Origin of the sequence: Novosphingobium humi, from assembly GCF_028607105.1 — a bacterium.
GTDB classification, from domain to species: domain Bacteria; phylum Pseudomonadota; class Alphaproteobacteria; order Sphingomonadales; family Sphingomonadaceae; genus Novosphingobium; species Novosphingobium humi.
Genome location: NZ_CP117417.1, coordinates 493687 through 514393 on the forward strand (window position 1 = coordinate 493687; position 20707 = coordinate 514393).

At 63.7% G+C, this 20707-nt stretch carries 23 protein-coding genes; 14 read left to right on the top strand and 9 right to left on the bottom strand.

Annotation, left to right across the window (positions count from 1 at the left end; genetic code table 11):
* Positions 1-15: 15 nt before the first annotated feature.
* The 3 genes from PQ457_RS02290 (at position 16) to PQ457_RS02300 (ending at position 3294) form a co-directional block, all read left to right on the top strand.
* The gene (locus tag PQ457_RS02290) at positions 16-792 is read left to right on the top strand and encodes a glutathione S-transferase family protein (RefSeq protein WP_273618187.1); all 777 of its coding nucleotides are present in this window, start codon (positions 16-18) and stop codon (positions 790-792) included.
* A gap of 147 nt (positions 793-939) precedes the next feature.
* Positions 940-2346, top strand: coding sequence for a vanillate/3-O-methylgallate O-demethylase (gene ligM / locus PQ457_RS02295; protein WP_273618188.1), 1407 nt, complete (start codon positions 940-942; stop codon positions 2344-2346).
* A gap of 282 nt (positions 2347-2628) precedes the next feature.
* The gene (locus PQ457_RS02300) at positions 2629-3294 is read left to right on the top strand and encodes an alpha/beta hydrolase (RefSeq protein ID WP_273618189.1); all 666 of its coding nucleotides are present in this window, start codon (positions 2629-2631) and stop codon (positions 3292-3294) included.
* Here the strand turns inward: PQ457_RS02300 and PQ457_RS02305 are convergent.
* Genes PQ457_RS02305 through PQ457_RS02315 form a run of 3 tightly spaced genes read right to left on the bottom strand, consistent with a single transcriptional unit; the run spans position 3291 to position 5019 of the window.
* Positions 3291-3686: a hypothetical protein gene (locus PQ457_RS02305; protein ID WP_273618190.1), complete on the bottom strand. Its 396-nt coding sequence runs from the start codon at positions 3684-3686 to the stop codon at positions 3291-3293. The genes PQ457_RS02300 and PQ457_RS02305 overlap by 4 nt on opposite strands.
* 38 nt (positions 3687-3724) lie before the next feature.
* Positions 3725-4120, bottom strand: coding sequence for a VOC family protein (locus tag PQ457_RS02310; protein WP_273618191.1), 396 nt, complete (start codon positions 4118-4120; stop codon positions 3725-3727).
* Positions 4117-5019, bottom strand: coding sequence for an SDR family NAD(P)-dependent oxidoreductase (locus tag PQ457_RS02315; protein ID WP_273618192.1), 903 nt, complete (start codon positions 5017-5019; stop codon positions 4117-4119). The genes PQ457_RS02310 and PQ457_RS02315 overlap by 4 nt, the downstream gene beginning before the upstream one ends.
* Positions 5020-5194: 175 nt before the next feature.
* Here PQ457_RS02315 and PQ457_RS02320 point away from each other — a divergent pair, with 175 nt between their 5' ends.
* The 5 genes from PQ457_RS02320 to PQ457_RS02340 all read left to right on the top strand — a co-directional run bounded on the left by PQ457_RS02320 (position 5195) and on the right by PQ457_RS02340 (position 10470).
* A complete protein-coding gene (locus PQ457_RS02320; protein ID WP_273618193.1) occupies positions 5195-6598 on the top strand; it encodes an MFS transporter in 1404 nt (467 codons plus the stop codon).
* Complete coding sequence (locus PQ457_RS02325; protein ID WP_273618194.1) at positions 6595-8022, top strand: NAD-dependent succinate-semialdehyde dehydrogenase; 1428 nt, start codon at positions 6595-6597, stop codon at positions 8020-8022. Before PQ457_RS02320 ends, PQ457_RS02325 begins: the two co-directional genes overlap by 4 nt.
* 127 nt (positions 8023-8149) lie before the next feature.
* A complete protein-coding gene (locus tag PQ457_RS02330) occupies positions 8150-8815 on the top strand; it encodes a DUF2490 domain-containing protein (protein ID WP_273618195.1) in 666 nt (221 codons plus the stop codon).
* 37 nt (positions 8816-8852) lie between these two features.
* Complete coding sequence (locus PQ457_RS02335; protein ID WP_273618196.1) at positions 8853-9923, top strand: amidohydrolase family protein; 1071 nt, start codon at positions 8853-8855, stop codon at positions 9921-9923.
* Positions 9924-9996: 73 nt separating this feature from the next.
* Entirely contained in the window at positions 9997-10470 is a 474-nt protein-coding gene (locus tag PQ457_RS02340; protein WP_273618197.1) for a Saro_0803 family transcriptional regulator, read from the top strand.
* A 250-nt stretch (positions 10471-10720) separates the two neighbouring features.
* On the opposite strand, the gene PQ457_RS02345 is transcribed toward PQ457_RS02340, so the two are convergent.
* A complete protein-coding gene (locus PQ457_RS02345) occupies positions 10721-12418 on the bottom strand; it encodes an acyl-CoA dehydrogenase family protein (RefSeq protein WP_273618198.1) in 1698 nt (565 codons plus the stop codon).
* A gap of 149 nt (positions 12419-12567) precedes the next feature.
* Between PQ457_RS02345 and PQ457_RS02350 the strand changes: the two genes are divergently transcribed.
* Positions 12568-13005 carry a MarR family winged helix-turn-helix transcriptional regulator gene (locus PQ457_RS02350; RefSeq protein WP_273618199.1) on the top strand — a complete coding sequence of 146 codons (438 nt, stop codon included), beginning with the start codon at positions 12568-12570 and terminating at the stop codon, positions 13003-13005.
* Positions 13006-13008: 3 nt separating this feature from the next.
* Here the strand turns inward: PQ457_RS02350 and PQ457_RS02355 are convergent, their stop codons facing one another.
* From PQ457_RS02355 to PQ457_RS02365, 3 genes are read right to left on the bottom strand one after another with little or no spacing between them, the layout of a single operon-like run.
* Positions 13009-14145: a M14 family metallopeptidase gene (locus PQ457_RS02355; protein ID WP_273618200.1), complete on the bottom strand. Its 1137-nt coding sequence runs from the start codon at positions 14143-14145 to the stop codon at positions 13009-13011.
* Between the two features lie 23 nt (positions 14146-14168).
* Positions 14169-14750 (bottom strand): DUF4136 domain-containing protein, encoded by a 582-nt coding sequence (locus tag PQ457_RS02360; RefSeq protein ID WP_273618201.1) that lies wholly within the window; start codon positions 14748-14750, stop codon positions 14169-14171.
* Between the two features lie 44 nt (positions 14751-14794).
* Positions 14795-15496, bottom strand: coding sequence for a DUF4136 domain-containing protein (locus PQ457_RS02365; protein ID WP_273618202.1), 702 nt, complete (start codon positions 15494-15496; stop codon positions 14795-14797).
* Positions 15497-15685: 189 nt separating this feature from the next.
* Here PQ457_RS02365 and galE point away from each other — a divergent pair, with 189 nt between their 5' ends.
* From galE to PQ457_RS02385, 4 genes are all read left to right on the top strand, one after another.
* Positions 15686-16705 (top strand): UDP-glucose 4-epimerase GalE, encoded by a 1020-nt coding sequence (gene galE / locus PQ457_RS02370; protein ID WP_273618203.1) that lies wholly within the window; start codon positions 15686-15688, stop codon positions 16703-16705.
* 71 nt (positions 16706-16776) lie between these two features.
* Complete coding sequence (gene ykgO / locus PQ457_RS02375) at positions 16777-16902, top strand: type B 50S ribosomal protein L36 (RefSeq protein WP_054122357.1); 126 nt, start codon at positions 16777-16779, stop codon at positions 16900-16902.
* A 164-nt stretch (positions 16903-17066) separates the two neighbouring features.
* A complete protein-coding gene (locus PQ457_RS02380; RefSeq protein ID WP_337958478.1) occupies positions 17067-17687 on the top strand; it encodes an HAD family hydrolase in 621 nt (206 codons plus the stop codon).
* A gap of 110 nt (positions 17688-17797) precedes the next feature.
* The gene (locus PQ457_RS02385) at positions 17798-18463 is read left to right on the top strand and encodes a peptidylprolyl isomerase (protein ID WP_273618204.1); all 666 of its coding nucleotides are present in this window, start codon (positions 17798-17800) and stop codon (positions 18461-18463) included.
* 4 nt (positions 18464-18467) lie between these two features.
* Here PQ457_RS02385 and PQ457_RS02390 read toward each other — a convergent pair whose 3' ends face one another.
* Both PQ457_RS02390 and PQ457_RS02395 read right to left on the bottom strand, forming a co-directional pair.
* The gene (locus tag PQ457_RS02390) at positions 18468-18659 is read right to left on the bottom strand and encodes a hypothetical protein (RefSeq protein ID WP_273618205.1); all 192 of its coding nucleotides are present in this window, start codon (positions 18657-18659) and stop codon (positions 18468-18470) included.
* Between the two features lie 137 nt (positions 18660-18796).
* Positions 18797-20305, bottom strand: a complete 1509-nt coding sequence (locus tag PQ457_RS02395; protein WP_273618206.1) for a YifB family Mg chelatase-like AAA ATPase — start codon at positions 20303-20305, stop codon at positions 18797-18799.
* 217 nt (positions 20306-20522) lie between these two features.
* Between PQ457_RS02395 and rpmH the strand changes: the two genes are divergently transcribed.
* Positions 20523-20657, top strand: a complete 135-nt coding sequence (gene rpmH, locus PQ457_RS02400; RefSeq protein ID WP_018075531.1) for a 50S ribosomal protein L34 — start codon at positions 20523-20525, stop codon at positions 20655-20657.
* Positions 20658-20707: the final 50 nt, after the last annotated feature.

Consider the following 20707-nt stretch of genomic DNA (forward strand, 5'->3'; position numbering starts at 1 on the left):
GAGAAGGAGAGAGCGATGGCGTTGAAATATTATCATGCCGAACCGGCGGCCAATTCCCTGAAATCCATGATCCCCCTGATTGAAAAGGGGCTGGACTGGGAAAGCGCCTATGTCGATCTGCACAAGTTCGAACAGCACCAGCCTTGGTTCACCGCCATCAATCCCGAGGGGCAGGTGCCGGTGCTCGACCATGACGGCGCGATCATCACGCATACCACGGTCATCAACGAATATCTTGAAGACGCCTTTCCCGAGGATCAGCCCGATAGCGGCCCCTTGCGCCCGCGCGATCCGGTGGGCGCGGCACGGATGCGTTATTGGAACAAGTTCGTTGACGAGCATGTGATGAATTTCGTCTCGATGCATGGCTGGCACCGGATGGTGGGCATCATCGCGCGCAACATCGAATCGGGCGAGTTTGAGAAGCTGCTCGAAAACATTCCCTTGCCCGATCAGCGCAAGAAATGGGCCACCGCGCGCAGCGGTTTTTCGGAAAGCGATCTGGCCAATGCCACGGCCAAGATCGAATATGCCGTGGACAAGGTCGAGCGCCAGTTGGGCGAGACCGCCTGGCTGGCGGGTGATGCCTATACGCTGGCCGACATCAATTTCTACAGCCATTGCGGGATGATGGTCGAGCGCATGTTTCCCGATATGGAGATTGCGCGGCGCTGCCCCCGGTTGGTCGAATGGCGCGAGCGTATGACCGCGCGCCCGGCGGTGGCCCGCGCGCTGGCGGGCGAGGATCGCACCGCGCCGGGCCTGCGCACATGGACGGGCCATGCGCGTTGACGCGCGCGCCATAGGTTGATCTTTTCGACCCGGCGCAAAGGGCGTCGGGTTCCATTGCGCCCTTTAGAATTTCGTTTGTGTAGCTTACAAAATTTGCTATGCCAGAGGGGCAAGAGCAAACAAACCCTTGAGGAGAGAGGAACCACCATGGCCGCTCAAAATCTGGAACAGGTGCTGGCTGGCACCGACAATATCGTTGATATGCTGCGCAATTCGCAGCTTGGCGCCTATGTCTATCCTGTTGTTGCGCCCGAATTTTCCAACTGGCGCTCTGAACAGTGGGCATGGCAGCATTCGGCTGTTCTGTTCGACCAGTCGCACCACATGGTGAACCTCTATATCCGTGGCAAGGACGCGCACAAGCTGCTGTCCGACACGATGATCAACAGCTCGAAGGGCTGGACGGTCAACAAGGCGAAGCAATACGTCCCCACCACGCCCTATGGCCATGTGATCGGCGACGGCATCATCTTCTGGGAAGAAGAGCAGAGCTTTACCTATGTCGGCCGCGCGCCCGCCTCGAACTGGCTGCGCTATCACGCCGCGACCGGCGGCTATGACTGCGAAATCGAGCTGGACGACCGTTCGCCGATGCGCCCGATGGGCAAGCCTGTCAGCCGCAAGGAATGGCGCTTCCAGATCCAGGGCCCCAACGCATGGGCCGTGATCGAAAAGCTGCATGGCGGTCCGCTCGAACAGCTCAAGTTCTTCAACATGAGCACCATGAACATCGCGGGCAAGACCGTGCGCACGCTGCGCCACGGCATGTCGGGCGCGCCGGGCCTTGAAATCTGGGGCCCCTATGCCGAGCAGGAAGAAATCCGCGCCGCCATCCTCGAAGCGGGCAAGGAATTCGGCCTGATCGCTTGCGGCAGCCGCGCCTATCCTTCGAACACGCTGGAATCGGGCTGGATTCCCTCGCCGCTGCCCGCGATCTACACGGGCGAAAAGATGAAGGGTTTCCGCGAATGGCTGGGCGCCGATTCGTATGAAGCCACCGGTTCGATCGGCGGTTCGTTCGTTTCGGACAACATCGAGGATTATTACCTCAACCCGTGGGAACTGGGCTATGGCTCGTTCGTCAAGTTCGACCACGAATTCCACGGCCGCGAAGCTCTGGAAAAGCTGAACCCCGCCGAGCAGCGCAAGAAGGTGACGCTGGCCTGGCATCCGGAAGACATGGCCAAGATCATGGCCTCGATGTTCAACCCGGATGGCGAAGCCTACAAGTTCTTCGACGTGCCGCTGGCCAACTATGCCTCGTCGAACTACGACCGCGTGGTTGACGCCGATGGCAAGACCGTGGGCCTCTCGATGTTCACCGGCTTCTCGTACAATGAAAAGCAGGCGCTCTCGCTGGCCACCATCGACCCTGCCATCCCCGTCGGCACCGAACTGCACGTGATCTGGGGCGAAGAAAACGGCGGCACCCGCAAGACCACCGTCGAACCCCACAAGCAACTGGCTGTGCGTTGCATCGTCTCGCCGGTGCCTTACAGCCGCGTGGCGCGTGAAAACTATGCCGAAGGCTGGCGCACGAGCGTGACGGCCTGATTTTGGCGGTTTGATGCCTCCGGCGGGCAAAGGGTCTCGACCCTTTGCAATCCCATGAATGGGGTTGTGGGTTGTTCGTCGGGGGCGCGGGTCTGAGATGCTTTTAATAACCTGCGGCGCGGCGAGCTTGTGCCATACAGCGCCGCAGGCTTCAATTTTCAAACGCCGCGTCAGACACTTGTGGTCGAACCCATAGCGCAACAAAGACAGTAACGGGAGCGCGAGGGTCTAGACCCTCGCATCCTTCTATCCATAAAAACAAAACCGGAAGAGGCCCCCAAGATGACCGACTATGTTCTGGTGCATGGCGCATGGGCCGGCGGCTGGTCGCATCAGGGGCTGGCCGAGGATCTGCGTGCGGCGGGCCACCGGGCGGTGGTCGTTGAACTGCGCGGCCTTGGCGAGCGGCGGGGGGAACTGCATCCCGGCATCACGCTTTCGGACCATATCACCGATGTTTGCGCCGCGGTGGAAGAGGCCGGTTTCGACCGCTTCGTACTGGTCGGCCATTCCTATGGCGGGATGGTGATTACCGGCGCGGCCACGCGGCTGGGCGCTCGAATCGACACGATTGTCTATCTCGATGCCTTTTTGCCCGAGGATGGCCAGTCGCTCTGGGACATCACCAGCGACTATGAGCATCGCCATTATATCGACACGCAGAAATTCACCCCCGGCCTTGTTGCGCCGATCATTGGCGAGATGGGCCGCAAGCTCTCGCGTCATCCGCTGCTGACGCTGGTCGAAGGCGTGCGTTTTACCGGCGAGGAAGCGAAGATCGCGCGCCGCATCTATGTGCTGGCCACGGGCTGGAAGCCTTCACCTTTCCCCAAATTCGCCGCGCGGATCAAGGATGATGCCGCATGGGAATATCACGAGGCCGATTGCGGCCATGATGTGATGAATGGTCAGCGCGAGCAGGTGGTGGGTATTTTGCTGGGCGCTTAACCGCGCGCGTTTTCATCCTCGCTCCACCATCGCAGATCCTGCGCCAGTCCGCTGTCGGCAACGATCCGTTCCAGCGCATCGGCGAGTCTTTCGACTGTTTCCAGCGTGGCAATCTTGCGGAACCAGCGCCGGAGGAAGGGTCTGGACGGCTCGATGAAGCACAGGACGCCATCGGGAAATTCGGGATAAAATCCGCAACCGACCCACAATGGGAAAGCCTCATGGTGGATCTGGACCCGCCAGCCCCAGTCCTCGGCATGGACCTTTTCGACCTCGAAGCCATGCGCTGGCAATCGCTCGGCCAGAAAGCGGGCGGCGGTCTCACCCTGCGGCGCATCTTCGGGCGGATTGGCCAGCAGGGTGGAGGAGCGGAATTCAAGATTGGTGCGCATGAGGCGAAAGGTGATGTAATCGCCTGCCTGCGTCCAGCCTAATCGCCAAAGAAGTTTAATTCAAACAGCACCTCATTGGGATCGCGCACAAAGATCTGGCGCAGGCCGATGGCGGCGACGAAATTGCGCTGATAATCGCAAGCCGCCGCCTCCAGCCGCGCGATCATTGCCTCATGGCCCTGACAACTCAACGCCACGTGATGCAGCGCTCCGGTCGGCCCCGGCGCAATATCGCGGTCATAGGCGCGCGGCGCGTCCAAACTGTTGAGATGGATCACCGCACGCCCGACGCCATCGTACATCCACTGCCCGGTCTGCGGCGTCAACGGAGGCGGCCCGTCGCGCCGTTCCAGCCCGAATACCTGCGCATAGAAGCGGGCGGACCCATCCAGATCCGCCGTGATGATGTTCACGTGGTCGAGCGCCAGAATCATACCGCTTTCCTCGCTGCTTCGCGGGCTTCCCTATACCGCTCGCGCCGGAATTTCTCGAAGCCGAGGCGCTGTTCAAAGCCCGGATCGGCGGGATAGTCGCGGAAATCGGCCAGATATTCCTCGAACAATTCGGCCACCTCCTCGCGGAATTCGGGGTGGCTGAAGATATAGGTCCGGTTGTCCTCCATGCCCTGCATCACCCGCTCGGCGATCACGTCGGGCTCCATCCCGGCCTGATGCGCGCCTGCCAGTCGCTCGACGGCGGCATGGTCCACCGGCTTTGCTCCGTCCATCAAGGCGGCGGGGCGCACATCGTCGCTGGCATAGATATAGCTTTTCACCAGCCCGGGGCACAGGATCGACACGCCGATGCCATGCTTGGCCAGACTGTAGCGCAAGGATTCCGACAGGCCGCGCACCGCGAATTTGGTGGTGTTGTAGATCCCCGGCGCGCCCGAGGCCAGCCATCCGGCCATGCTGGCAGTGTTGACGATATAGCCGCCATGGCCCGCCGCGATCATGCGCGGCACAAAGGTCATCACCCCGTTGATCACCCCATGCAGGTTCACCCCCATCACCCAGTCCCAGTCGGACCAGCTTGAATCCTCGATGGTCTGGAACAGATTGATGCCCGCATTGTTGAACAAGAGCGAGACCGGGCCAAAGCGCGCCTCGACCTCATCGGCGGCGGCGGCCATGGCTTCCCGGCTGGAAACATCGACCTGCACGCCCATCACCTCGGCATTGTCCAGCGTTGCCAGCGCCGATGCGATGGATTCCTCACGAATGTCGGCAATGGCCACCCGGCACCCCCGCGCCAGCAGCGCGCGCACCAGGCCCAGCCCGACACCGTTGGCGCCGCCGGTGACAAAAGCGGTGCGTCCTGCAAAATCAATCATCGGCTTCATCCTCTTGCCCGCGCGCGTCGCGCCATCTTTTTATCGCGGCCATGCCGATTGGGGCTTGCCAAGCGGCCCGCTATGCTTTGTATCTAACACATACAAAACATGCGCTGTAAAGATCCGGCGCGAAATCGCCCCTCGCCAATCGGGGGCAGGCACGGGAGAGGTGCATATGGCAATATCGATGAGCGGGCCGGATATGGCCGCCGAACTCAATCATGGCGTGGATGCGGGTGAGGCCGCCGCCCATCACCTTGCCGTGGCCGCGCGCGATGAACCATGGCCCAGCGCCGGGGCGGCGTGGTTTGCGCTCTCGGTCATCATCTTTGCCACGTTTCTTAATTTCTTCGATTCGGCGGCTTTTGGCCTGCTGATCGAACAGATCAAGACCGAGTTCGGCCTGTCGAACACCGCGATCGGCCTGCTGCAAGGGCCGGTCAATGTCGTGTTCTATATGGTGGTGATGCTGCCGCTCTCGCGTTGCTCGGATATTTTTCCGCGCAAATATGTGCTGGCCATCGGCGCGCTGCTGATCGCGCTGCTCAATGCGGCGGGCGGGTTTACCAGCACCTTTATGGCTCTGGCCTTCACCCGGATGCTGGTGGGCGCGGGGGGCGGGGCGCATGCACCGGGGTCCTATTCGATGCTGGCCGATTTCTTTCCGCCCGAAAAACGGCGCTGGCCCTTTGCCGTGCTGCAACTGGGCTTTATCGGGGGCAGCACGATCGGTCTTGTCATCGCGGGCAAGCTGCTGGCGCTGGCGATGAGCCTGCCCGAAACACCCTTCATGGGGGCCATGCTCCATGGGTGGAAATATGTGCTGCTGATGCTGGCGCTGCCGGGCGTGGTGGCCTGCGTGCTGCTGCTGATGGTGCCCGAACCGCCGCGCCGGGGCGTGATCGAGGGGGGCAAGCCGCTGCCGATTCGCGCCGTGATTTCGGAAATCTGGCGCCGCCGGGCGGTCTATGGCCCGCTGTTTCTGGGGCTGGGCTTTTCGGCCGCGCATGCGATGGCGGCGCCCGCATGGATGGTGCCTTTCTACAAACGCACCTATGGCTGGAGCGAGGTGGAGATCGCCACCCGCGCGCCGATGTTCATGCTGGCAGGTCAGATTGCCGGACTGCTGCTGGGGCCGATGCTGATCAAACTGCTGGCGCGGCGCTATCGCGATGCCAATGTGCGCGCGGTCACGATCTGTTTTTGCGGGGTCGCGCCGCTGGCCATTCTGGGGCCGATGATGCCCAGCCCGTGGCTGGCGCTGACCTGTTCGATGCTCTCGGGCATGCTGGGCATTGCCTCGGCCGTGCCGCAGAATCTGGTTATTCAGGAAATCACCCCCAACCAGATGCGCGGGCAGGTGACGGGCCTTTATCTGATGATGTTCACTGCTGTGGGCGCGCTGGGGCCGTTCATGATCGGCTTTTTAACCGACCATGTGTTCGGCCATGACGGCGATGTGTGGAAAGCGCTGGCGCTCTCGGGGGCCTTGCTCAGCCCGCCCGCTGCCTACATCATCAGCCGCGCTATCCGGCCCTATGCCGATGCTCTGGCTTTGCTCGACAAGGAAACGCAATGACTTATCCTGAACTTTCGATGGTGATTGGCGGCGAGAAGGTGGGGATCGCCCATCGCCGCACCCATGCCGTGCTGAACCCGGCCACCGGCGCGGTGATCGCCCAATTGCCGCTGGCCGATGCGGCCGATCTGGATCGGGCGCTGGCCGTGGCCGATGAAGGCTTTCGCATCTGGCGCAAATCCACGCCTCAGCAGCGCGCCGCCGTGCTGGCGGGCGCGGCGGGCCTGCTGGTGCAGCGTCAGGAAGAGATCGCCCGCATCGCCACGCTTGAGCAGGGCAAGACTCTGGCCGAAACCCGCATCGAGGTGATGATGGTGGCGGGCCTGTTCAATTTCTATGCAGGAGAAGTGGGCCGCATCTATGGCCGCACCCTGCCGCGCCCCGATGGCATGCGTTCGACCGTCACCTATGAGCCGGTTGGCCCGGTGGCGGCCTTTGCGCCGTGGAATTTCCCCATCGGCAATCCGGGGCGTAAATTGGGCGCGCCGATTGCGGCCGGGTGCAGCGTGATCCTGAAGCCTGCCGAGGAATCGCCGGCCTCGGCGCTCGCCGTGCTTCAGGCTTTGCTCGACGCGGGCCTGCCGCCGCAGGTGGCGCAGGTGGTGTTCGGCGTACCCGACGAGGTGAGCCGCCATCTGCTGGCCAGCCCGGTGATCCGCAAGCTCTCCTTCACCGGATCGACGGTGGTGGGCAAGCATCTGGCAAAACTGGCGGCGGACAATTGCATCCGCACGACGATGGAGCTGGGCGGGCATGGGCCGGTGCTGGTCTTTGCCGACGCGGATATAGAGCGCACGCTCGATATTGCCGTGGGCCACAAATATCGCAACGCGGGTCAGGTCTGCGTCAGCCCGACGCGCTTCCTTGTCGAGGAAAGCGTGTTCGAGCGTTTCCGTGATGGCTTTGCCGAGCGCGCCAAGGCGATCACCGTGGGGGATGGCATGGACGAGGGCAGCCGCATGGGGCCGATGGCCAACCCGCGCCGCCCGGAGGCCATCGAGGCCTTGGTGAAAGATGCCGTGGCCGCAGGCGCCAAATTGAACGCAGGCGGCAAGCGTATCGGCAATCAGGGCTTCTTCTTTGAACCCACCGTGATTTCGCAAGTGCCTTTGACGGCCCGCATTATGAATGAGGAGCCCTTTGGCCCCGTCGCCATCATCAACCCGATGGCGGGCGAGGAGGCGATGATCGCCGAGGCCAACCGGCTGCCCTATGGTCTGGCCGCCTATTGCTGGACGCAGGATGGTGCGCGGCAAAAGCGTCTGGCGCGCGAGCTGGAGGCCGGGATGGTGGGCATCAACACCGTGGCCATCGGGGCTGCGGATTCGCCCTTTGGCGGGGTCAAATGGTCGGGCCACGGCGCCGAGGACGGACCGGAAGGGCTCCACGCCTGCCTTGTCACCAAGGCGATCCACGAAGGATAATTGCCCTTTGTCATGGCCCAGCAACAGTTGAGCAAAACAGGCAAGCTAAGCGGCGTGGCCCAGCGTCATGCCGCCCCCGCAATGGGAGGAGGCCGCGATGGCCTCCCCCTGTTTGCGAGATTTTGCCATGAAGCTTCTGTTGTCCCTGCCTCTGCTCCTTTTGGCGCCCATGGCTCATGCCGCCGAGGAGGATACGCAGACATGGGCCGCCGTGCATGGCATGGTCGGGCTGAGGGGCCGGGCTGTGGTCAATTTCGACTATCAGGCGCGCATTACCGACACCCACAGCCGCGCCGGACAGGTCCTGCTGCGTCAGGCCATCGGCTATCGCATCACCCCCAAGACCAGCGTGTTTGGCGGCTATGCCTATGTCCGCACCGACAATCTGGGGGCCAAGGTGCTGGACGAACATCGCCTGTTTCAGCAGGCCAATTTCAGCATTCTGGATGCGGGCAAGAGCGGCGCGATCACCGGGCGCAGCCGTCTGGAGCAGCGCTTTGTCGAGGGTTCGGGCGAGGTGGGCTGGCGGATGCGGCAGCAGATCCGTGGCGCTCTGCCCATCGGCAAGGGTTTCGCGCTGGTGGGCAGCGCCGAGCCGTTCTTTGCCTTCAATCGGACCACTTGGGGCCAGAAGGCTGGCTTCGACCAATTGCGCCTGTTTGGCGGGATCGCGCTGCCCGTGGCGCGCGGCTTTGCCATCGAGACCGGATATATGGGCCAATATATTGCGCGCGATGCAAAGGCCGACCGGATGAATCACATTATCAGCCTGGCCATCACCATCAACCGATAAGAAATGCCGGGCTGTCGGGAAAGAGGAGCAGCCCAGAATGAGCGAACAACCCCATCTCCACCCCCTGCACACCGGCGGCGAGCGCGGATACTTGCGCATCGCCACCGAGGAAGCCTTTGCCACGCGCGAGCAGGTGGACATCTTCCTGCGCATGATCCGCGACGGCACGGCGGACAAGGGCATGGTCAGCCTGTGGGGCTTTTATGCGCAAAGCCCGTCGCCGCGCGCGACCCAGATCATGGAGCGCCTGCTCGATCTTGGCGAGCGGCGGATCGCCGATATGGATGCGACCGGGATTGACGTGGCGATCCTCGCGCTGACCAGCCCCGGCGTGCAGCCGATTTTGGACGTGGAGGAAGCCAAGGGCGTGGCGCGGCGGGCCAATGAGCTGCTGGCTGATGCCTGCGCGAAATATCCCACGCGTTTTGTGGGCATGACGGCGGTCGCGCCGCAGGACCCGGAATGGTCGGCCGACGAGATCCGCCGCGGCGCGCGCGAGTGGGGCTTTAAGGGATGCCAGATCAACAGCCACACGCAGGGCCACTATCTGGACGAGCCGCAATTCGATCCCATCTTCCGCGCGCTGGTCGAGGTGGATCAGCCGCTCTATATCCACCCCGCCACCTTGCCCGACAGCATGATCGGCCCGGTGCTGGAGGCGGGGCTGGACGGCGCGGTCTTCGGCTTTGGCGTGGAAACCGGGATGCACCTGCTGCGCCTCATCACCACGGGCATTTTCGACCGCTATCCCACGTTGCAGATCATGGTCGGCCATATGGGTGAGGCGCTGCCCTATTGGCTTTACCGGCTGGATTACATGCATCAGGCGGGCGTGCGTTCGCAGCGCTATGAACGCCTCAAGCCGCTGAAAAAGACCATCGCGGAATATATGCGCAGCAACGTGCTGATCACCAATTCGGGCATGGCTTGGGAACCGGCGATCAAATTTGCGCAAGAGGTGATGGGCGAGGATCGCGTCATGTATGCGATGGACTATCCCTATCAGTACGAGGCGCGCGAAGTGGTCGATATGGACAATATGGCCATGAATTTTGCCACAAAACGCAAGTTCTTTGAGGATAACGCGCGCCGCTGGTTCAAACTGTAGGCGTGGGGGCCTTGCGTTAGGCGCAAGGCCCAGCCACTTATGCAGGCGCAGATGAAGGGGTAAGCGCAGGGGCATGGCAAAAGTCAAGGAAACGCTGGTGAAAACCACCCCTCCGGGGGAAGATGCCGACGATATTGGCGAAATCCGCGACATCGTGGGCTTTCACCTGCGCCTTGCCCATGGCGCGGTCTATCGCCACTTTACCGAGACCTTTGCCGAACTGGATCTGACCCAGAAACAGGTCTCGGTGCTGTGGCTGGTCGATGATCACCCCGGCATCGCGCAAACGGGCCTGGCCCAGCGCATGAGGATGGACCGGGCCACCACCATGGCCATCGTCAACCGGCTGGAGGCGCGCGACCTGTTGCAGCGCGGCAAGTCCGACACCGACGGGCGCAAGCAGACGCTGCATCTGACGGTGGCGGGCAAGGCGATGCTGGCCACGGCAAAAGAGGCGATCCGCGCGCATGAGGAATGGCTGAAGTCGCGATACACGCCGCGCGAGGTGGCGGTGTTGATCGAGTTGCTGACGCGGTTGCATGAGTGAGGGGTTTTAAGGGAGTTTAGAATGTGAGGGTCTGGACCCTCGCGCTCCCGTTACTGTCTGCGTCGCGTTATGGGCTCGTCGTTAGGAATCGGACGCGGCGTTGGGATATTAAAGCCTGCGGCGCGGACGGGGGCCGCAGGCTTTCAAACATGGCGACCGGGCACACCGTCATGAACCAAACACCACCCCATTACCGGGATTGCAAAGGGACCGAGTCCCTTTGCCCGCCGGAGGCAAAAAGAGGGAAACCTCACCCCTCCACCATCACCCCAAACCCGGCAACCCGCTCCGCCGCCATCAAGGCCTGCGCCGCCGCCAGAGCCGCCCGCGGGGCAATGTCGGCCAGCGCATAGCGCCCCGCCGCCGCCAATTGGCGCGAAAGCGGATCGCCTGCCTCCGCTGCGATCAGCCGCGCCGCGATCCAGCCCGTGGCCACCACGCCCGCCAGCGTCAGGAAGGGCGTTGCCCCGGCCTCGGCGGTGGCAGGATCGGCGGCGATTAGGGCATCGGCGCAAGCGGTGAAGGTGCCCAGCGCCGCGTTGAAACCGGCATGGTCGATGCGGGCGGCATCCTCGCGCGCGGCCTGCAAAAACGCATGGTATCCCGCCGCGCCCGGTGCACGCAGGCGGCGCAGGGTGATGTCCTGCGCCTGCATACCGGTGGTGCCCTCGAACACAGTGAGGACGCGGGCATCGCGCAACCCCTGCTCGACCGGCCAATCGCGTGTGTATCCCGCCCCGCCCAGCACCTGAATCGCATCCGAGGCGACGCCAAAGCCCGTTTCGCCGCCCAATGTTTTGACGATAGGGAGCAGCCACCCGGCCAGCGCCTCATTATGCGCCCGAACCGCCGCATCATCGGTAAAGCGCGCCAGATCGGCGGCATTGGCCGTGGCAAAGATCAGCCCGCGCAGAGGCTCGACCCGCGCCGAGAGCGAGAGCAGTTGCGCCTGCACATCGGCATGGGCGTTGATGGTGATCGGCTGCGGCCCATTGCCGCCCTGCCGCCGCTCGGCCGCATAGCCATAGGCGATTTCCGCCGCGCGACTGGCCACGGCCAGGCCCATGACGCCGGTGGCCAGACGCATATTGGTGATCATCACGAAAAGCTGCGGCAGCCCGCGCCCCATTTCGCCCAGCAGATAGGCGGGCGCCCCTTCAAAGCCCATGACGCAGGTGGGCGAGGCATGGAGGCCCAGCTTTTCCTCGATTCGGCGCACGACTATCGGCGCGCGCGCGCCATGTTCGACCGAGGGCACGAGGAACAGGCTGATCGGGTCCTTGGGGCTGGGGGCTTGGCCTTCGGGCGCGGTCTTGGCCAGCAGGAGATGGGCAATGGCACCCGTCAGATCCTGATCGCCAAAGCTGATCCAGCATTTCTCGCCGGTGATCCGCCATGAGCCATCGGCCTGACGCTCGCCCCGTGTGCGCAACCGGCGCACATCGCTGCCCGCGTCGGGTTCGGAAATGCAGATGGTCGCGCCGATCGAGCCGTCGATCAGCCCCGGCAGCCACGCCTCGCGCACCGCATCATCGGCAAAGGCGTGGATCAGCCGCGCGCCCGCCCGGCTGGGCACGGGCATCATGCCAAATGCGGGGCAGTGGCGGTCCATCATTTCCTGCACCGCATTGCCCAGCGCCGTGGGCAGGCCCATGCCGCCGATCTCGGGCCAGGCGTCGAGCATCAGCCAGCCGCCTTCGCAGAATTCGGCCCATGCGGCCTTGTGTTCGGGCACGGTGATGACGCGGCCATCGACCAATTTGCACCCCGTCACATCGGCGGCCGCATTCAGCGGCGCCAGACGCTCCTGTGCAAAGCGGCCCGCCGAACCGAGGATCTCGGCAATCATGTCGGGGCTGGCCTGCGCGCAGGATTCGCTGGCGGCCAAAAGCGCATCCCAGCCGGGGCTGATGGCCAGATGGCGTGCGATGGTGGCGGTGATATCCATGCGGTCCTCTCGTCTAATTCTGTTATCATGCATAACATTAATGACGCGGGCTGCCAATCGCCACCATGGTCTAAAAATCGCACGCGGTGCGGATTTTTGTTGCACGCCCCCCTTGCCATCGGTCGTCTCGGGCTTCACGAAAGATTGTTATGAACGATCCATTGGCAAATCTTCCCGGCTATGTGCTGCGCCGGGCTTCCTCGGCGGCGTTGGCCGGACTTAATCGGCGCCTCTCCGCGCTCTCGCTGCGCCATGTCGATGCCAGCCTGCTGATGCTGCTCAACGGCCAGCCGGGCATTACCCAGAGCGAGGCGGGGCGCGTTCTGGATATTCAGCGTGCCAATATGGTGCCCATCGTCGGGCGGCTGGAAGCGCGGGGCCTGATCGACCGCCAGCGGGTCGATGGGCGCTCGCAGGGGCTTTACCTGAGCGCCGAGGGCGAGGCGCTGCACACGCAGGTCATGAGCGTGATCGACGCTTATGAACAGACCTTGATGGAAGGGGTGCCCGCCCCCTTGCGCAAACAGGCGATGGCGGTTCTGCATGCCTTCTGGCAATCGGCAGAAGCCGCCATCGAGAGCGATTAAACGTCAGGCCGCAATCCACTGGGCCAGCGCGGCGATGCAGTCGCGGCCCAATTGCGCGCTGCGCTCCGGGCTCCACCCCTGATCGGGGCAGGGCAGGTCATTGTGGTCCTTGAAGGGCATTTCCAGCGTCATCGCCACCGCGCCATAGCGCTGCGCAATCTGGTTGGTGGCCATGGTCAGATTGGCCCGGCCCGCAGGCGCGACGGGGTAGCCCGCCTTGGTCTGGAAATCGGGCGTTTGCGCGTCAAGGATCGCCAGATAGCGGCGATAGGAGGCAAGCTGCGCCTCAGTGATGGAGGGGATGCCCTCGAAACCGGCGATGAAGACATGCGGGATCGCCTCGTCGCCATGCACGTCCATGCACAGGGCCACGCCGGTTTCATCCATCGCATTGCGGATGGCCAAAACCTCTGGACTGCGGTCAGGCTGGGGATCATGCCATTCGCGGTTGAGGTTCACCCCCGCTGCATTGGTCCGCAAATGGCCCCGGCGCGATCCATCGGGATTGGCATTGGGCACGACATGCACCGTGGCCTTTTGCCGCAGCAGGCGACCATGCGGATTGGCCGGATCGGTCAGGGCATCCAGCGCCCCTTCCATCCACCATTGCGCCATGCTCTCGCCCGGATGCTGGCGCGCCTGCAGCCATATCTGCACCGGCCCGTGGCCCATGGTCAGGCAGTCGATGGGCTGGCCATCAAGGCTTTGCCCAAGGCGGCGATAGATGACGCCCGGCTCCGCGGCGATCTGCGCGATCAGGTCCTGATGGCGCTCCATCGAATAAGGCGCGAAATAGGCGAACCAGCAGACCTCGCTCTCGGGCGAATAGGTGATGGTCAGCGTGCCGTTTTCGGTCTGCGGGTCCCATGCGGTGTCGGCGCGCGCCCAATAGTCGCGGTCCTCTGAAACGCAGGCGCGATAGTCTTCCCACCCGCCCGGATAGGCCGCCGCGTTAAGGCCCGTGATGCGCAGCACCAGTTCGCGCCCTGCCGCGCCCGAAACGCGGAAATGGAACCATTGAAAAAAGTCGCTGTGCGCATCGCGCCGTATGGCCAGCGTGGCCGTGGCGCCATGGATGGCGCGGACCTCTATATTGCCAGAATCAAAGGCGGAATCGATGTGGATGGCAAATTCGCTCATGGATCTACTCTGAAGAAGGCGGTTCAGGGAACGCGGATGGTTTCACCCGATTGGCCCGGAAAGCCGGAAAACAGCGCCTGCGCCAGCTTGGGCGCGGCCAGTTGGGTCTGGGCCAGCGGCGAGGTGCTCGACACGGTAAAGCTGGCGCGCCCTTCCCAAAGGGTCTTGCCGCCGGCGCGATCACGGATGACCGCGATCAGGTCGGTGGCGGTGCTCTGGCCCGAACCGGTGCGGATCGGGATGGAAATGCCCACGCCTGCGCCGCTGCCGTAATTGCTGCCCGATGCGCCAAGGCTGACGCCCACCGGATTGCGGCTCTCGGTCAGCGTGGTGCGGACAAGGCGGATCGAGGCGATCTGGTCGGCGCTGTCGGGCGGGGCGGCGGTATAGCCCAGCGCGGAGAGTTCGCGCTCGACGGCGATCTGATAGGATTGGACCTCGAGGCTGGACCCATCCATGCCGGGGCCGGGCACCACCGCAATCGTGCCATGGCCCAGCGGCGAGGCATCGGCGACATGGAAGCGCGACACCTCAACCGGACCGACAGGCACGGCGCAGGCGGAAAGCAGCATCAGCGGCGCGAGTGACTTGATAAAGCGCATCATGGGGCCGGTGGTGGCCCCATGCGCGCGATCATGCAAGAGGCGAATCAGCGTGCCGCCAGCGAGGAGGAAGGGAAGCGCTCGAACAGCGCCCCGGCCAGACGCACCGAGACGGCATCGTCGCTGGCCGCCTTGGTGCCCTCACGCGTGGCGATGCGGGCGCGGGCCTCATACAGCGCCTTGCCCGAGGCGCGGTCGCGGATGCGGATTTCCATATTGGTCATCACCAGCGCCCCGCGCGGCTTGGTGGCGTCATAGGCCAGCGAAAGCCCCATCATCGATCCGTAGTTGGAAACGCCCATCGTGGCGCTGCCCGAAATCGGGCTGCGCTTTTCCTCGGCGGGTTCCAACTGATCGCGCACGACGGTGATCTCGACGATCTGGCCGCCATCGCCATCGGGGCCGGTGGTGTCATAGCCCGCCTTGGCCAGTTGATCGACAACGGCCGCCTCAAAGGTGGCCTGCTCGCGGTCCGACGCGGTGGTGCCGGGCATGGTGCGCAAGGTGATGCGGCCGTGGCCCAGCAGGGGAATGGCGCCATCGGCGAGAAACCTCTCGGCATCGACCCGGCCTTCGCGGTCATCGCGCGGGGCCGAATAGCGGCCTGATCCGCCAAACCCGCCGCCCCAGCCGCCGCCATAGCCGCCCCAGCCGGGCTGGGCATGGGCGGGGGCGGACAGCGCAACAAGGGCAAACAGGGCGGCGCCAAGGCCAGCGGCGGGGATTTTTCCGTAAATGGTCGGGTTCATGGCAGTGTGCGACTTTCTGTGCAGCAATGGCTTGGTAATGCTCGCCCCTTGGGCCTCAGGCTAGGCGGCCATAGCTTGACCGATGATGAACCCGGCAGTGCAAAGTTTTGCGAAATTGTCGCAGGATTGCGATGAAAATGGCGCAGAATTTAGTCCCATGTCCAATGGATCATGCTAGAGACAACACCCATGACAGACACAACGATCGGAAAGCTTCCCGTCCTTGTTACCGGCGGGGCGGGTTATATTGGCAGCCATGCCGTGCTGGCGTTGAAGGACGCAGGGTGGAAAGTGGCGGTGGTGGACAATCTGGTCACCGGATTCCGTTTTGCCGTGCCCGATGGCGTCGCCTTTTATCAGGGCGATATCGAGGATGGCGATTTGATCGCGCGAATCATCGCCGAACAGGGAATCGGCGCGATCATGCATTTTGCCGGATCGGTGGTTGTGCCCGAATCGGTGGAAAATCCCCTGAAATATTATCACAATAACACTGCCAAGAGCCGTGCTCTGATCGAGGCGGCGGTCAAGGGCGGCGTCAAACATTTCATCTTCAGCTCGACCGCGGCCACCTATGGCATCCCCGAGGTTTCGCCGGTTGAGGAGGATATGCCCAAGGTTCCCATCAACCCCTACGGCATGTCCAAGCTGATGACCGAGATCATGCTCAAGGATGTGGCGGCGGCCCATCCGATGAACTATTGCGCGCTGCGCTATTTCAACGTGGCCGGGGCCGATCCCGATGCGCGCACCGGGCAATCGACGGCGGGCGCGACCCATCTGATCAAGGTGGCGGTCGAGGCGGCGCTGGGCAAGCGCGAGAGCGTGGGCGTGTTCGGCACCGATTTTGCCACGCCCGACGGCACGGGCGTGCGCGACTATATCCATGTCTCGGATCTGGCCGATGCGCATGTGCTGGCGCTTGAGGCGCTGATCGCGCGGCCAGAGCGGTCGCTGACAATGAATGCCGGTTATGGGCGCGGTTTTTCGGTGCTCGATGTGCTGGACGCGGTGGACCGGGCGACCAATCGCACCATCAAGCGCGTCATGCAGCCGCGCCGCGCGGGCGACCCCGATTCGCTGATTTCGAACAACGCGCGCATCAAGGCCACCGTGCCTTGGGTGCCGCGCTATGCCGATCTCGATGTGATTGTCAGCCATGCTCTGGCGTGGGAACGCAGGCTGACGGAAATTCGCGGCGAAGGTTGACTTTGCCACCCGCGCAGCCTATCGGCGCGGTTCAATTTTCGGCCCGGTCGGTTCGGGCAAAGGGATTTGTCATGAAGATTCGCAACAGCCTCAAGTCGCTGAAGGACCGTCACCGGGATAACCGCGTGATCCGCCGTCGCGGCCGCACCTATGTCATCAACAAGACCCAAAAGCGTTTCAAGGCTCGTCAGGGCTGATTGATACGCGGTCGGCATCGGGTTCCTTGGCGTTCCCTGCCTGCCACGGGTAAGCTTGCAAGCCCGCCACCGCCCAGCGCGATGGCGGGCTTGCTGCGTCTGGGGCTTTGATGCGTGCTTTGGCGCGAATCGGCCGCGTTCTGATGAAATGCGAATCGGAGAAAATGATGAGCGGGAAGCAACCCCATGTGGTGGTGTTCGATATCGGCCGGGTGCTGGTGCAATGGCGAATCGCGGGCCTGTATGAAAAGCTGATCCCTGACGCGGACCGGCTCGAATGGTTCCTGCGCGAAGTGGTCAGCGAGGAGTGGCATGCCCAGCATGACGCGGGCAAACCCTTTGCCGAGATGATCGAGGAGCTTTGCGCGCAATATCCCGAAGAGCGCGAGTTGATTGAACTCTATGCGCCGCGCTGGCTGGAATGCGTGCCCGGCCCGATCGAGGGCACCCATGACATCGTGCGCGCGCTCGATGCGCGGGGCGTGCCGCTCTATTCGATCACCAATTTCGGCGTGGATGCATGGGCGATGTTCCGCCCGACCTTCCCGGTGCTCGACCATTTCCGCGATATTGTGGTGTCGGGCCATGAGCGCATGATCAAACCCCATGCGGCGATTTTCGACCTTGCGGCCCAGCGTTTCGGCCATGCGCCGGACGAGATGCTCTTCATCGACGACAATGCCGACAATATCGCCACCGCGCGGGCGCTGGGCTGGCATGTGCATCATTTCGTCGATGGGGCCGAGGCGTTGGAGGCCGATTTACGGGGGCGGGGGTTGTTGTAAAGGAAGGTTTGCCTCCGGCGGGCAAATGCCGAACCATAAGCCCAACAAAGGCAGTATCAGGAGCGCGAGGGTCTGGACCCTCGCATCTTTCCCCCTTTAACCTCCCGCCCATGTTTCTCCGATTCGCTCTCGCCGCCGCGCTGATCGCCACGCCTGCCTATGCCGCCCCCGTGCGCAAGGCCCCGCCCAAACCTGCAGTGGTCAAAGAAGTCCCGCCCCAGCCTTTGCATGACACCGAGACCGTGGCGATGACCACCGAATTGGGCACCATCACGCTGGAGTTGGACGGCAAGCATGCCCCGATCAGCACGGCCAATTTCATGCGTTATGTCGATAACAAGCGCTTTGACGGGATCGTGTTTTACCGCGCCATGCATCTGAAATGGGGCGAGCAGCCCAATGGTCTGATCCAGGCGGGCACGCGCGGCGATCCGCGCAAGACTTTCCCGCCCATCGCCCATGAGCCGACCAGCCAGACCGGCATTCTGCACAAGGCCGGAGCCATTTCGCTGGCGCGTCTGGCGCCGGGCACGGCAACGGGGGATTTCTCGATCCTGCTGTCCGACATTGACGGGCTGGACGCCAATCCGCAATCCGGCGATCCCGAGGTTCAGGCCGGCTATGCCGCCTTTGGCCATGTGGTGTCGGGCATGGATGTGGTGCGCAAGATCTGGGATCAGCCGGTCGATCCCAATGCGGGCGAGGGGGCCATGAAGGGGGAGATGCTGGCCCAGCCGGTCAAGGTGATCAGCGTGCGGCGCGTGGTTGCGCCCTGATCGGTCAATCCTCGCCGGTGGCGACATCCCCGGCGCTGCCCGAGGATTTGCCGCCAAAGCCGAATGTGCGCATCCAGTCGCGCACCCATTGGTCGCGCTTGATGCGTTTGATCGGAGCGCCGCAATGGATGCAATGGCCGACATAATGATCAGAGGCCGAGCGGCGAACCTTGCGGCGATTCGGGGCGTGCGACATGAAAAAACAACGAAGCAAACCAAATAGTTTCATATTTCCGGCAAACTTTCCCCGAACGACCAATAAATCGACATTAGTGGGGTGATGACCGGCCCGCAACCTCTCCGAAAGGTGAACGGTCCGTTAATGCTAAACGCTTATGCGCGGGGCGGCTGGCGGCGATAGGACAGGGCTTCGGCCACATGCGCGCGTGAGACGGTCTGGGCGCCTGCCAGATCGGCAATGGTGCGCGCCACGCGGCGGATGCGCGTATAGCCGCGCGCGGTCAGGTTCATCGCCTCGGCGGCGCGGATCAGCAATTTCATGCCCTCGCCATCGGGCGTGGCAAACAGGTCGAGCGATTCGCCATCCAGATCGGCGTTGCTGCGCATTCTTGTGCCGTTGAGCCGCTCGGTCTGAACCCCGCGCGCGGCGGCCACGCGGGCGGCGACCTGCGCGCTGCTCTCGGCGGGTGAGGGCAGCGCCAGATCGAAGGCGCGCACCGCCTCGACCTCGACATGCAGGTCGATGCGGTCGAGCAGCGGGCCGGAAACCTTGCTCTGATAATCGCCCGCACAGCGCGGCGCGCGCGAACAGGCCAGCCCCGCATCGCCCAGATGGCCGCAGCGGCAGGGGTTCATCGCCGCGATCAACTGAACCCGCGCGGGAAAGGTGACATGGGCATTGGCGCGGGCCACGGTGACCTCGCCGGTTTCCAAAGGCTGGCGCAGCGAATCGAGCACGCCGCGCTGAAATTCGGGCAATTCGTCAAGGAACAGCACGCCCAGATGCGCCATCGACACTTCGCCGGGGCGCACGCGCAATCCGCCGCCGGTCATCGCCGCCATGCTGGCCGAATGATGGGGGCTGCGGAAAGGGCGGGCGCGGCTGATTCGTCCGCCCTCCAGCGTTCCGGCGACCGAGGCGATCATCGAGACTTCGAGCGCCTCGGCAGGTGTCAGCTCGGGCAGGATGCCGGGTAGGCAGGAGGCCATCAGCGATTTGCCCGCGCCGGGCGGGCCGATCATCAGCAGATTGTGTCCGCCCGCCGCCGCGATCTCCAGCGCGCGCCGGGCTGTCTCCTGCCCTTTGACCTGGCGCAGGTCCGGCCCCGGCGCGGCGGCGGCGCTCTGGCCGGGGGCGGGGGGCGAGAGCGCCTGCGTGCCCTTGAGATGGGCCAGCAGGCTGGCCAGATCGGGCGCGGCGACCACGGGTACGCCTGCGGCCCAGCTTGCCTCGGACCCTTGCGCGGCCGGACAGATCAGGCCCAATTCGCGCTCGCTGGCATGGAGCGCGGCCAGCAGGACGCCGGGCGAGCCGACGATCCGCCCATCAAGAGACAATTCGCCCACCGCCACAAAATCGCCCATCTGCTCGGCATCGATCACCCCCATCGCGGCCAGCAGCGCCAGCGCGACGGGCAGATCGTAATGCGATCCTTCCTTGGGCAGATCGGCGGGCGACATGTTGATCGTGATCCGCTTGGGCGGCAGCGCCAGCCCCATCGCGGTCAGCGCCGCCTGCACCCGCTGGCGGCTTTCATTCACCGCCTTGTCGGGCAGGCCGACCAGCGTGAATCCCGGCAATCCGGGGGCCAATTGGCATTGTACCTCGACGGCGCGCGCCTCAAGCCCCAGATAGGCCACCGTCTGGACCAGCGCGACCATGTGCAAATTCCCCGTCTGAACTTCCCCTTTCCAAGTATTTGTGCGTAAAGTCAGACTTGTCGAGCGGAAAAGCGCAGGGGCGATTCCCTTGCGCCGAATCCCTTGACTCTGCGGCCCACTTCCCATAGTGGCGCCGCTTCACGCCTCATCGAGTTCGGTGGGGTGGACCGTTTTATCCGCGCTGCACAGCGCCGAGCATTGTTTGAGGGTTTAGACCATGAAGCGCACTTTCCAGCCCAGCCGGCTTGTCCGCGCCCGCCGTCACGGCTTCCGCGCCCGCACCGCCACGGTCGGCGGCCGCAAGGTGCTGCGCGCCCGTCGTGCGCGCGGCCGCAAGAATCTGTCGGCCTGATGATCTGGCCCGGTGGGGAGCAATCCCCGCGCCGGGCCGGTTCGCTTGAA